At 73.2% G+C, this 12,092-nt stretch carries 9 protein-coding genes; 3 read left to right on the top strand and 6 right to left on the bottom strand.

Translation table 11 applies throughout. From position 1 onward, the window contains the following. Positions 1-166: 166 nt before the first annotated feature. Positions 167-1,501, top strand: a complete 1,335-nt coding sequence (locus tag ACZ3YL_RS01900; protein ID WP_188304192.1) for an aminotransferase-like domain-containing protein — start codon at positions 167-169, stop codon at positions 1,499-1,501. A gap of 107 nt (positions 1,502-1,608) precedes the next feature. Here ACZ3YL_RS01900 and ACZ3YL_RS01905 read toward each other — a convergent pair whose 3' ends face one another. Genes ACZ3YL_RS01905 through ACZ3YL_RS01915 form a run of 3 tightly spaced genes read right to left on the bottom strand, consistent with a single transcriptional unit; the run spans position 1,609 to position 5,260 of the window. After that, positions 1,609-2,514 (bottom strand): SDR family oxidoreductase, encoded by a 906-nt coding sequence (locus ACZ3YL_RS01905; RefSeq protein ID WP_188304191.1) that lies wholly within the window; start codon positions 2,512-2,514, stop codon positions 1,609-1,611. Continuing rightward, on the bottom strand, positions 2,511-3,602 hold the full coding sequence (locus ACZ3YL_RS01910; protein WP_465654711.1) for an alpha/beta fold hydrolase: 1,092 nt from the start codon (positions 3,600-3,602) through the stop codon (positions 2,511-2,513). The genes ACZ3YL_RS01905 and ACZ3YL_RS01910 overlap by 4 nt, the downstream gene beginning before the upstream one ends. Then, complete coding sequence (locus tag ACZ3YL_RS01915; RefSeq protein WP_465654713.1) at positions 3,599-5,260, bottom strand: flavin-containing monooxygenase; 1,662 nt, start codon at positions 5,258-5,260, stop codon at positions 3,599-3,601. Before ACZ3YL_RS01915 ends, ACZ3YL_RS01910 begins: the two co-directional genes overlap by 4 nt. A gap of 234 nt (positions 5,261-5,494) precedes the next feature. Between ACZ3YL_RS01915 and ACZ3YL_RS01920 the strand changes: the two genes are divergently transcribed. Beyond that, complete coding sequence (locus ACZ3YL_RS01920) at positions 5,495-6,271, top strand: MerR family transcriptional regulator (RefSeq protein ID WP_317621002.1); 777 nt, start codon at positions 5,495-5,497, stop codon at positions 6,269-6,271. Positions 6,272-6,389: 118 nt separating this feature from the next. Then, positions 6,390-7,355 carry an ABC transporter substrate-binding protein gene (locus ACZ3YL_RS01925; protein ID WP_465654716.1) on the top strand — a complete coding sequence of 322 codons (966 nt, stop codon included), beginning with the start codon at positions 6,390-6,392 and terminating at the stop codon, positions 7,353-7,355. A gap of 286 nt (positions 7,356-7,641) precedes the next feature. Here the strand turns inward: ACZ3YL_RS01925 and ACZ3YL_RS01930 are convergent, their stop codons facing one another. The 3 genes from ACZ3YL_RS01930 to ACZ3YL_RS01940 form a co-directional block, all read right to left on the bottom strand. Beyond that, a complete protein-coding gene (locus ACZ3YL_RS01930; RefSeq protein WP_465655238.1) occupies positions 7,642-9,240 on the bottom strand; it encodes a M4 family metallopeptidase in 1,599 nt (532 codons plus the stop codon). 588 nt (positions 9,241-9,828) lie between these two features. Next, positions 9,829-10,077, bottom strand: a complete 249-nt coding sequence (locus tag ACZ3YL_RS01935; RefSeq protein WP_317621000.1) for a glutaredoxin domain-containing protein — start codon at positions 10,075-10,077, stop codon at positions 9,829-9,831. A 17-nt stretch (positions 10,078-10,094) separates the two neighbouring features. Beyond that, a complete protein-coding gene (locus tag ACZ3YL_RS01940) occupies positions 10,095-12,023 on the bottom strand; it encodes a protein kinase domain-containing protein (protein ID WP_465654718.1) in 1,929 nt (642 codons plus the stop codon). Between the last annotated feature and the right edge of the window lie 69 nt (positions 12,024-12,092).

A 12,092-nucleotide genomic window follows, 5' to 3' on the forward strand; every position in this document is an offset into this window, starting at 1 on the left:
GTAGCGCGGCCGGTGCACCCAGCGCGTTCCCGGCGTCCCCCGCCGCTATCAGCTCGTCCATGCGACGAGGCTAGGGCGCGCGGCAACCTCGATGCAATGATGACTTTGCACTCGGTGCAATGTGCCCCGCCTCGGGGGCGATGGGCGTGTGAGGGGTTGGCTCGCGATGGACGACTACCGGCGGATCGCGGACGAGATCGCCGCCGACATCACCGACGGACGGCTGCGGCCCGGCCGGCAACTGCCCACCCTGCGCGCCTTCGCCCGCCGCCGGGGCATCGCCGCCTCGACGGCCGGGCGGGTCTACCGCGAACTGGCCCGGCGTGGGCTGACCGTCGGAGAGGTCGGACGGGGCACCTTCGTCCGGGCCGGGCGGGCCACCCAGGCGGACGGCGGCCGGATCGCCCTCGCCGAACCCGCCGACGCGCCGATCGACCTGGAACTCAACTACCCCACCCCGCCCGGACAGGCCGAACTGCTCGCCGCCGGACTGGCACCGCTGCTGCGGGCCGACGCGCTCGGCGAGGCCCTGCGGCCGGTCGGCGCGGCCGGGACGGAACCGGCCCGGCGGGCCTTCGCCCGGCTGCTGTCGACGGGGGCGGGCGACTGGGAGGCCGACGCCCGGCAGCTGCTGTTCGCGGGCAACGGGCGGCAGGCCGTCGCGGGGACGCTCGCCGCGCTGGTGCCGCCCGGGCAGCGGCTGGGGGTCGAGGCGCTCACCTACCCGGTGGTCAAGGCCGTGGCCGAACGGCTCGGCATCCGGCTGGTGCCGCTCGCGGTCGACGAACACGGGCTGCTGCCCGACGCCGTCGCGGCGGCCCACCGTACGGCGCCGCTGCGCGCGGTGTACGTCCAGCCCCGCCTGCAGAACCCGCTCGGCGCGAGCCTGCCGCCGGAGCGGGCGATCGCGCTGGCCGGCGAACTGCGCCGGCTGGACCTGCCGGTGGTCGAGGACGCCATCTGGTCCTTCCTGCGCCCCGAACTGGCTCCGTTCGCCGCGCTCGCCCCGGAGCGGACGGTGCTGGTCGACAGCCTCTCCAAGCGGCTGACCCCCGGGCTGACCACCGGGTTCGCGGTCGTCCCGGACGGACTGCGCGAACGGGTCGCCGGTGCGCTGCGGACCGGCGGGTGGGCGCCGAGCGGCTTCGCGCTGGAGGCGGCGGTGCGCTGGATCGGGGACGGGACGGTGGCCGCCGTGGCGGCGGCGAAGCGGGCGGACGCGGCGGCGCGGCAGGTGCTGGCCCGGGAGGCGCTCGCGGGGCAGCGACTGCGGGCGGACCGGTGCTCGTACTACCTGTGGTGGGAGCTGCCCGGGGCCTGGCGGGCCGAGACCTTCGTCGCGGCGGCGGCGCGGGCGGGGATCTCGGTAACGCCAGCAGCGGCCTTCGCGGTGGATCCGCGGAGCACGCCGTCCGCGGTGCGGGTGGGGCTGGCCTCGCCGCCGCTGCCGGTGCTGGGGTGGGCCTTGCGGGTGCTGGCGGGGATCGCGGCGGACGGGTGACGGATGGAAGCCGGAAGCCGACAGATAGCAGGTAACAGATAACAGCTGACGGATAACAGATTTCGACATCTGTCATCCGTCAGCTGTCAGTCGTCATTCGCCTTCCGTCAGTCCCCCGCCCCCGCCCGGTCCCCCCGCACCGCCGTGTCCGCTGCGCCACCGGCCCCGACGGCGCGCAGCCGGGAGGCGGCGGTGGCGGCGAGCTGCGGCGCGAGCCGGGCCACGTCACGGGAGCCGACCACCGCGATCAGGCTCGGCAGCAGCCAGCGCACCGGCTGCATCCCGCGCAGCCAGGCCTGGGCGTACACATGGGCGGAGCGCCGGGCGATCCCGGCGACGATCCGCTCCACCGCGGGCTCCAGCGGGTACGTCTTGTTGGCCGGCCACGGCAGTCGGCTGCGCATCTGCTTCAGCACGGCGTCCTGGTCGGCGCCGCGCACCATGTCCGTGTCGGTCCAACTCAGGTACCCCACACCGACCTTGACCCCCTGATAGGCGACCTCGGCGCGGATCGAGTGGGCGAAGGCCTCCACCCCGGACTTGCTGGCGCAGTAGGCGCTCATCAGCGGCGCGGGCGTCAGCGCGGCGAGCGAGGCGATCTGCAGCAGGTAGCCGCGGCTCTCGGTGAGCGCCGGCAGGAAGGCCCGCGCGGTGGCGACGCTGCCCAGCAGATTGACCTCGATCACCCGGCTGAACGCCCGGTGGTCGCTGTCGGCCAGCGGTCCGCCGATCGCGATCCCGGCATTGGCGACCACGGTGTCGATCCGCCCGTAGTGCTCCTTGATCCGGTCGGCGGTGTCGCTGAGCGCCTCCAGGTCGGTGACGTCCACCTCCCACGCGGTGGCGGCCGCGCCGCACTGGGCCGAGACGGCCTTCAGCTCCTCCGGCTCCAGGCCGAGCAGCGCGACCTTGGCCCCGCGCCGGGCCAGCTTGCGGGCCAGCGAGGCGCCGACCCCGCGGGCGGCCCCGGTGACCACCACGACCTGCGCGGACAACGGCGGGATGGCGTTCATGCGGCGGTGGTCCTCTCGACGGCGGGCGCGGGAACGCCCGGCTCGGAAACGCCCGGCCCGGGAACGCCCGGCCCGGGAACGCCCGGCTCGGAAACGCCCGGCCCGGGAACGCCCGGCTCGGAAGCGGCGGCGGGCGGGGGAACAGCGGCGGAGGCGGGCGCGTCGGTGGCGCGGCCGGGGGCCAGGTGGGCGGAGGCCATCCGGTCGATCTCGGCGGCGATCTCCACCGGCCGCTCCAGCGGCGCCATGTGGCCGACCCCGGGCAGCAGCAACAGGCCCTGCGGGTCGGCGAGTTCGGCGACCATCCGATGGGCGTGCACCGGCGGGGTCAGCCGGTCCGCGGTGCCCACCACCACGGCGGTGGGGGCGGTGATCCGGCCGAGCCCGGCGCGCACGTCCAGCCGGTCCAGTACTCCGGCCCAGTGGAAGCGGACCCCGGTCGGGCAGGCGTGCACGATCCGGGCCGTCGCCTCGACCTGCCCGGCGGGCGAACCCGGCCCCATGACCGCGTACTTGAGCGCGGCGCGACTGACCCCGGAGACCGGTCCGAGCGGCATCCGGGAGCGCAGCAGCTGCCGGTGCAGGAAGCGCCGCAGGCCCGGGGCGCGGACGCCGTCCGGCAGGACGGTGAGTTCGGCGACCAGCTCGGCCGGACCGGTGGAGATCAGCACGTTGGCGGCGGTGCGCTCGGCGACCTCGGGGCGGCCGCCGGCGGCCATGATGGTCATCCCGCCCATGCTGTGCCCGGCCAGCACCGCCCGCTCCCCCGCCGGGACGGTCCGCTCGAGCACGGCGGCCAGGTCCTCGGCGAGCGCGCGGGTGGAGTAGCGGACCCGGCTGGGCGGGATCTCGCTGTGCCCGTGGCCGCGCTGGTCGTATACCACCACCCGGTAGCGGTCGGCGAGTTCACGGATCACCGGGGCCCAGAAGGCGGTCGAGCAGGTCCAGCCGTGGGAGAGCACCACGGTGGGCGCGCCCGGCTGGCCGTGCACCTCGACGTGCAGCCGGATGCCGTCCGCCGAGCGGACGCTCAACTCCTCGACGGGTGTGGGCGGTACGTACTCGGCGGGCAGGTGGACGGCGGTCATGCGGTGGCCTCCTGGACGGCGGTGCCGGCGGCGGAACCGGCGGTGGTACGGGCGGCCCTCGGGGTGGTGCGCATGATCAGCTCGTACTCGCCGAGGTCGACCTTGCGGGTGGCCCGGCGGAAGGACGCGGTGGAGCCGGGCCAGAGCACGGTGTTCCTGCCGCTCGCGTCCAGGTACCAGCTGCGGCAGCCGCCGGTGATCCAGACGGTGCGGTCCATCCGGTGCTGGAGTTCCAGGTTCCACTGCCGCTGGGCGCGGACGGTGGGCTGCATGGCGGTGGCGCCGACCGCGTCGAGCGTGGTCAACGCATCGATCATGTAGTTCAGTTGGGACTCGATCATGAGGATCATCGAGCTGTTGCCGAGTCCGGTGTTGGGGCCGATCACGAAGAACAGGTTCGGGAAGCCGCGCACGGTCGAACCGCGCAGCGCCTCCATGCCGCCCTTCCACTCCTCGGCCAGGCTCGTCCCGTCCGCCCCGAACACCCGGGCGCCGATGGGCATGTCGGTGACGTGGAAGCCCGTGCCGAAGACGATGGCGTCCACCTCGTGCTCGCTGCCGTCGGCGGCCACCAGGGTGGACCCGCGCAGTTCGCGCAGACCGGAGGAGACGACCTCGGTGTTGGCGGCGGCGAGCGCCGGGTAGTAGGTGTTGCTGAGCAGGATGCGCTTGCAGCCGATCCGGTAGTCCGGGGTGAGCCTGGCGCGCAGCGCCGGGTCGGCGACGCCCTGGGCGAGGTGGCGTTCGGCGAGTTGCTGGACGACGCGCAGCAGCCCGGGGCGGCGGACGAAGGCGTCCACCTGGATCTCGCGGAGCGCGAAGAGCGTTCCCCGACGGATCTTGGCGGTGACCGGCAGACGGCCGTGCAGCCACTTCTCCACCTGGGTGATCTCGCGGTCGCGGCGCGGCAGCACCCAGGCCGGGGTGCGCTGGAAGACGGTCAGCTTGCCGACCTTGGGCTGGATCGACGGGATGATCTGGGCGGCGGACGCCCCGGTGCCGACCATCGCGACGCGTCGGCCGGTCAGGTCGAAGTCGTGGTCCCAGCGGGAGGAGTGGAACACCTTGCCGGGGAAGCTGCTCAGGCCGGGCAGGTCGGGGATCTGCGGGTCGGCGAGCGGCCCGGCGGCGGAGACGATGGCGTCGGCGGTCCACTGGCCGGCCGAGGTGGTGATCCGCCAGCGGGTCCGCTCGCTCTCCCAACGCGCCTCCAGCACCTCGGCGTTGAAGCGCAGGTGGGGGCGGAGGCCGAAGACGGTGGCGACCTTCTCCAGGTAGGCGCGGATGTCCGGCTGGCCGGAGAAGCTGCGCGGCCAGTCGGGGTTGGGCGCGAAGGAGAAGGAGTAGAGGTGCGAGGGCACGTCGCAGGCGCAGCCGGGGTAGCTGTTGTCGCGCCAGGTGCCGCCGACGGAGTCCGCGCGCTCCAGGACGACGAAGTCGGTGATCCCGGCGCGGCGCAGCCGGACGGCGGCGCCCAGGCCGCCGAAGCCGGAGCCGATCACCGCCACCCGTACGTGCGGCACGGCCTCCGCCGCAGCGCTGGGGTCGGTCGCACCGGCCGTTCCGGTCGCGCCCGTGGCACCGGCCGTTCCGGTCGCGCCGGTGTCGCCCATAGCGCCGGTGTCGCCGGAGCGTGGGCGCTTGCTGCTGGATGCCATGCGGCCTCCTCCTGAGGGTGGGGCGGTGGTCTTCACGCTCTTCCGGGGGCTGCGCTCCGGATCCTCCGGGGCCGTCCCCGGAACCCTGCCAATCGCGCCAGTAATCACTGGCATGATTGGCAGGGTAGCCCTTGCCGACACCGGATGGAAGAAGCGCGGCAGCGCGGATTCACCGGAAGTTCCCGAAGCTCCCGCAGGCTCCCGCGCCGACCCGACGGACCTATGCTGATCGCCGTGGACAAGGTCAGAGCTGCTGCGGACGACAGAAAACGCGAGTACCGGGTGGAGGAACTGGCCGAAGCGGCCGGGATCACCACCCGCACCCTGCGCTTCTACCGCGAGCGCAAACTGCTCCAGCCGCCCCGCAAGGAGGGCCGGATCGCCTGGTACGGCGAGGAGCACCTGGCCCGGCTGCGGATGATCGGCGAACTGCTCGAACGCGGCCACACCCTGGGCGGGATCGCCGAACTGATCGGCGCCGGCGAGAGCGGACGGGACGTCGCCGAGCTGATCGGCCTCGAAGCCGCCATCGTCGCCCCCTGGTCGGACGAGACCCCGGTGCGGCTGGAGTGGGACGAGCTGAAGGCCGCCTTCGGGGACCAGCTCACCGAGGAGAACACCGCCGAGTCCATCGCCCAGGGCTACATCACGGTCGAGGACGACGGGATCACCCACGTCAGCCGCCGACTGATGGACGCCACCACCGAGCTGGTCGCCGAGGGCGTGCCGCTCTCGGCCGTCCTGGACGCCAGCCGGCGCACCCGGGAACACGTCGACGCCATCGCCGAGATCTTCATCGAGGTGGTCAGCGAGCACCTGCTCAGCGTGCTCTCCGGCGACACCCCGCTCGCGCCCGGCGAGGCGGCCCGGCTCACCGAGCGCATCCTGCGGGTGCGGCCGCTCGCCCGCACCGTCGCCGACGCCCAGTTCACCCTCGCGATGGACCGCCGGGTGCGCGCCGAGTACGACGAACTGCTGCGCCAGCGAAGGGAGTACGGCTCCGAGGCGTAGCGGGACTGCCGGGCGGGCAGGGATTCCCGCGCCCGTACGCCCCGTGGGGGTGCCCGCCCGTTGGAGGCCCGCCGTGGGGCGCCCGCTCGCTGGAGGCCGCCCGTTGGAGGAGCCGCTGATGACCCGAACCCTCAGCCGCCGCACCGCGCTCGGCCTCGCCGCCGGGCTCGTCCCGGGCCTGGCGCTCACCGCCTGCGGGCCCGACTCCCCCGCACCGGGCGGCAGTTCGGCCGGCTCCGGCGGCACCCGGACGGTCAAGCACGCACGCGGCGAGAGCAGCGTACCGGCCCGGGCGAGCCGGGTGGTGGCACTGGACACCGACGCCCTGGACTCGGTGGTCACCCTCGGCCTGGCCCCGGTCGGCGCCACCACGGTCAGCGAGGGGGCGCCCTTCCCCGCGTACCTGCCCGCCGGACGGCTGACCGGGACGAAGCCGGTCGGCGCGATCGGCCAGCCCAACCTGGAGGCGATCGCCGCGCTGCGGCCGGACCTCATCCTGAGCAACCAGGTGCGTGACGACAAGCGGTACGACCAGCTCTCCAAGATCGCGCCCACCGTGCTGTCCGAGACCACCGGGCCGACCTGGAAGGCGAACGCCCGGCTGCACGCCGAGGCGATGGGCCGCCGGACCGAGGCCGAGGCGACGGACGCGGCGTACCGGACGAGGCTGCGCGACGTGGCCACCGCGCTCGGCGGGCCGGCCAAGGCGGCGGCCACCCGGGTCGAGATGGCCCGCTTCCTGGCCGGCGCGCCCACCCGGCTCTACCTCGACGACACCTTCGTCGGTTCGCTGTTCAAGGACCTCGGGCTCGGCCGCCCGGCCAACCAGGACAAGCCCGGGTTCTCGCTGGAGATCAGCCCCGAGCAGGTGGACCAGGCGGCGGCCGACGTCATCTTCTACTCGGTGTACGGGGACCGGGCGAAGTCCGACCACACCAGGATCACCGAGGGCGCGCTGTGGAAGAACCTGGACGCCGTCCGCAACGGTCGGGTGTTCGAGGTGGACGACAACCTCTGGATGCTCGGCATCGGCTACACCGGGGCCGGACTGATCCTGGACCAGATCCGCAAGGACCTGGCGTGACGGCGGACGGCCGGTGCCCGAACGCACCGCGGTCCGAACGCGACACGGTCCGAGCACCGCGCAGCCGACCGAGCACAGCGCAGTAGAGCACAGCGCAGCCGAACACAGCCCAGCCGAGCGCGCAACGCCGTCGAGCGCAGACGACGGCGGGGGCGACGGTGGTCCGCACACCGTCGCCCCCGCCGTCAGGTCCGGCCGTTCGGCACCCACAGTCCGGCCGGACCCACTCGGGCGTGGACCGGGCCGGGCCTGCCCAACACAGGCCCGAACCCGGTTCGGACCCGAGTCAGTTGACGTTGACCGCGGTCCAGGTGGCCGCGACCGCGTTGTACTCGGCGCTGTTCGCACCGTACAGGTCCGACGCCGCGCTGAGGGTGGCCGTACGGGCGCCCGCGTAGTCGGTCGTCGAGGTGAAGTAGGCGGTCAGCGCCTTGTACCAGATCTGCGCGGCCTTGTCGCGGCCGATGCCGGCGAGCGAAGAGCCGTCGGCCGTCGGGCTGTTGTAGCTGAACCCGTTGATGGTCTTCGCGCCGCTGCCCTCGGACAGCAGGTAGAAGAAGTGGTTCGCCACGCCGGACGAGTAGTGCACGTCCAGGTTGCCGACGTTCGCGTCCCAGTAGTCGGCCGAGGAGCCGTCCTTGCTGGGCTGGTCCATGTAGCGGAGCGGGCTGCCGTCGCCGCGCAGGTTGATCAGCTCGCCGATCTGGTAGTTCGGCGGGTTGGAGGGCAGGTTGGCGTACCACTCCACCATGGTGCCCATGATGTCGGAGGTGGCCTCGTTGAGGCCGCCGGACTCGCCCGAGTAGTTGAGGGCGGCGGTGGCCGCGGTGACGCCGTGGCTCATCTCGTGGCCGGCCACGTCTATCTCGGTGAGCGGGGCGGCGTCGCCGCTGCCGTCGCCGTACGACATGCAGAAGCAGTCGTCGCTCCAGAACGCGTTGACGTAGTTGGAGCCGTAGTGCACCCGGCTGAGGGCGCCGACACCGTCGTTGCGGATGCCGTTGCGGCCGAAGGCGCTCTTGTAGAAGTCCCAGGTGGTGGCGGCGCCGAACTGGGCGTCCACGGCGGCGGATTCGCGGTTGCCGTTGGTGCCGTCGCCGAAGCTGTTGCTGGTGTTCGCGAACAGCGAGCCGCTGCCCGACTCGCTGTTGCTCATGTCCACGGTGGACTGGCCGCCGCGGCTGGTGTCCTTGAGCTCGTACTGCGAGCCGTTCTGGTTGGTGTTCAGGCCGACCTTGCCGACGAAGATGCCGGTGCCGGTGCCCGCGGCGGTCTCGATCTTCTCGTGGGTGGAGAGGACCTTGCCGTCGGCCGCGTCGGTGACCAGGATCTGGGCACTCGGGGTGCCGTCGGCGCGCACGCCCTCGACGGTGGTCCGGTACGCCAGTCGCGGGGTGCCGTCGGTGGCCCAGACGACCAGCTGGGCCTTGCCGACCTGGTGGACGTCGGCCAGCGGGGACTCGTCGGCGTCGATGGTCTGCCCGATGGTGGCCTTGACGTTGCCGGAGGCCTGGTCGGCGGCCTTGTCGGCCGGGATCTTCGGGGTCAGGCTCGGCAGCGCGATCTGGGCGGCGACCGCCTTGTCGACCGACTTCACCGCACCGTCGGACTTCTGGTGGACGACCAGGTCGCCGCCGATCACCGGGAGGCCGGCGTAGGTGCGCTCGAAGCGCAGGTGGCGGGTGCCGTCCTGGTCGACGACGGCGTCCTTGGCGACCAGCTTCTCCTGGGAGCCGAGGCCGAGCGCCTTGGCGAGCGGCGCGGACTGGCCGCTGGCCACCGCGAGCACGGCCTCGTGCTGCTGGGCGGCCTGCGCCTGCAGCGAGGGGGCCGCGGGGGCGGCCTGGGCGGCGGTGGTGGCCACCTGGACGACACCGGTCAACATGGCCGTGGCCGAGATGACGGCGACAGCGGCGAGCTTTCGCTTCACGTGCGAGTCCTTCCGGGAAACCGCGTGTGGGCGCGGTCGCACCGCGTCCCGGGGGCCGGGGTCGGCACCTGTGGGGCGGGACGGGCGCTGACGTGCTGAAACCCCGTACGGTCGAGCGGCTCGCCACCGAGGGGTGGGGGTGGGGGCTACCGCTGGGGGATGACCAGAAGCATGACAATCCAGCAGGTGAATTGACAGGTCTGCCTCAGTTATTGGCCAGGTCCCGCCAGTTGGTAAAGGGATTCAAAGGGTGGTCAAATCGGGGCAATCCAACGTGCCTTGCAGAGGGTTCCGATTCGAACCAGGGCCGAGCCGCCTGCGTCGACGACCGATCGCTCGCCAACCGTCAACGCGACGATCACTATCGATCATCATCCGATCGACTTTTACATCCTTGTAGAAGTTTCCATACATACCCTTGACACCCGAGTGGCGAGGTCCCGCCACCGGCCACCCTTGCCCCCCGAGCGGCGGCCTGCTAGAGGCCCGGCCGGGCACCAGGCACCAGGCACCAGGCACTACGCACCAGGCGACGAAGGCCGCCTACGCGCCGTACTCACGTACCGCAGCCAGTAGTTGACGCAGCGAAGGGTTCACCATCGGGCGGCCGACCACGGTGACCGTCGGAACGGTCTCGTTCCCGTCCGCGACCGAGCGGACGAAGGCGGCCGCGTCCGGGTCCTTCCAGATGTTGACGCGCGTGAAGCGGCGGCTGTAGCGAAGGCGCGTGAAGAGCAGGCCGAAGCGCAGCTTCATGCAGAAGCTGCACAGGGGGCGCCAGTAGAGCACCACGCCATCCCTGCGGCCCGTCACTGCAACCGCCATTCCTGTGCCGTGTTCCCGGGCGTGCACGCGACCATGGTGATCGCGTTGCCCGGTCCGTTGTCCGTCATGCAGGACTGGTTCTGGTAGTCGGCCAGGGTGTACGAGCCCGCGGTGCTCCCGGCGCGGACCGTCCACCGGGTGAGGAAGCTGAAGCCGTTGCTCAGCACCACCTTGCCGTCCATGGTCTGGACCAGCTGAGGGCCGCCGTTGTTGCAGGCATTGAACAGGATCCAGCTGCCGGGGTCGGTGGAGCGCACCCAGCCGTACTGCGAGGCGCCACCGAGGACGAGCGGGTTGTCGCCGTTCAGGTTGTCGTCGCGCATCCCGATCGGACGGCTGTCCTTGACGCTGACGATGGAGCTCCAGTTGCCGCCGCCACAGGAGGCGGGCCTGCCGGCGGTCTGCGGGGGCGGATTGCCACCGGCGGACGAAGCACCCGAAGTGCCGCCCTGCGAAGCCGAGTTGCCCGGCTTGACAGGCGGCTGGTCGGCCGCGGTGCCCCCGCCGGCGGGCTGGTTGGCGGCCTGGCCGCCCGAGGAGCCGCCGGGCGCCGCGCCGCCGGGGTTCGTACCCCCGCCGCGCCCCTGTCCGCCGCCGTTCCCGCCCTGGGCCGGAACAGGGACGGGCGGCTGGGCGCCGGCCGGCGACTGATCGGCGGCCGGGGTGCCCGACGGGGTGCCCGACGGGCTGTCGGTCGACAGCGGGGTGGCGGGCGCTGAGGTGGTGGCGGCCTGGCTGGTGGTGCCCGGGGCGGCCGGAACGGTCACCACCACGGTCGGCTGGGCGGCGGGCGGCGCCGCCGCGTCGGAGCTGCCGGGGCTGCGGTCGACCAGCAGTGCGGTCGCCGTGCCCACCGAGATGACGATCGGGACGACGACCGGCAGCAGCAGGGCGCGGCGCGAACGGCGCCGGCCCGGCTCGGTCTCCGCCCGCGGGTCCACCTTCACGACCTGCTCCGGTCCGGCCGGCGCGACCGCCCCGCCCGGGACCACCGCCGGTACGGCCGCCGGGGCTCCCCCGGCCCCCTCCCGCAGGTCGATCGTCGCGGTGTCCGCCGCCCTCCGCGCCGCGCCCGGCAGGCCGATCGCCACCCGGGCCGCCGCCGCCATCCCGGCCGCGCTCTCGAAGCGGTCCTCGGGACTCTTGGCCAGCGCGGTGGCCACCAGCGCCCGCACCGCCGCCGGGAAGCTCTCCGGCAGCTCCGGCACCGGCTGGTTGACGTGCTTGAGCGCGACCTGCAGCGGCCCCTCCCCCTGGTACGGCACCCGCCCGACCAGCAGTTCGTAGCAGACCACGCCGATCGAGTAGAGGTCGGAGGCCGGGCCGGTGGCCTCCCCGGAGGCCTGCTCCGGGGACATGTAGGCCGCGGTCCCGATGATCGCGAACGGCGCGGTGAGCTTGGTGCTGGCGACGGCCCGGGCGATGCCGAAGTCGGTGACGACGACCCCGCCGTCCTCGCGCACCATCAGGTTGGAGGGCTTGAGGTCGCGGTGCACGATGCCCCGCCGGTGGGCGGCGTGCAGCGCGTCCAGGGCTTCGGCGAGCAGGCGCAGGGCGCGCTCGGCGCTCATCGGACCGTCGTCCTTGAGCACCCGGTCCAGCGGCCGGCCCTCGATCAGGTCCATCACGATGTAGGCGCAGTGGGCGTCGCCGTCCTCGCCGCTGCGGCCGCTCTCGCCGTAGTCGTGCACGCCCACGATGCCGGGGTGGTCGATCGCCGCGACCAGCTGGGCCTCGCGGCGGAACCGCTGCACGGCGGTGCCGTCCTCGAACAGGTCCGCCCGGAGGATCTTGACGGCCACCGGCCGGGCCAGTACCTGGTCCTCGGCCCGCCAGACCGCGCCCATCCCCCCGCCGCCGATCTTCTCGACCAGCGTGTACCGCCCGCCGAGCACGGTGCCCGCGCTACTCATCTCCCCTGCCCCCAGGTGTCATGACCCTCCCCGCCGGGTCGTCGGCACACAGTGTGCCAGAGGGTGCCG

The organism is Kitasatospora sp. NPDC023176 (genome assembly GCF_055560495.1).

Coding starts and splice junctions, on each gene's coding strand:
- ACZ3YL_RS01900 (WP_188304192.1), top strand. CDS start 167: ATGGACGACTACCGGCGGATCGCGGACGAGATCGCCGCCGACATCACC.
- ACZ3YL_RS01905 (WP_188304191.1), bottom strand. CDS start 2,514: ATGAACGCCATCCCGCCGTTGTCCGCGCAGGTCGTGGTGGTCACCGGG.
- ACZ3YL_RS01910 (WP_465654711.1), bottom strand. CDS start 3,602: ATGACCGCCGTCCACCTGCCCGCCGAGTACGTACCGCCCACACCCGTC.
- ACZ3YL_RS01915 (WP_465654713.1), bottom strand. CDS start 5,260: ATGGCATCCAGCAGCAAGCGCCCACGCTCCGGCGACACCGGCGCTATG.
- ACZ3YL_RS01925 (WP_465654716.1), top strand. CDS start 6,390: ATGACCCGAACCCTCAGCCGCCGCACCGCGCTCGGCCTCGCCGCCGGG.
- ACZ3YL_RS01930 (WP_465655238.1), bottom strand. CDS start 9,240: ATGTTGACCGGTGTCGTCCAGGTGGCCACCACCGCCGCCCAGGCCGCC.
- ACZ3YL_RS01940 (WP_465654718.1), bottom strand. CDS start 12,023: ATGAGTAGCGCGGGCACCGTGCTCGGCGGGCGGTACACGCTGGTCGAG.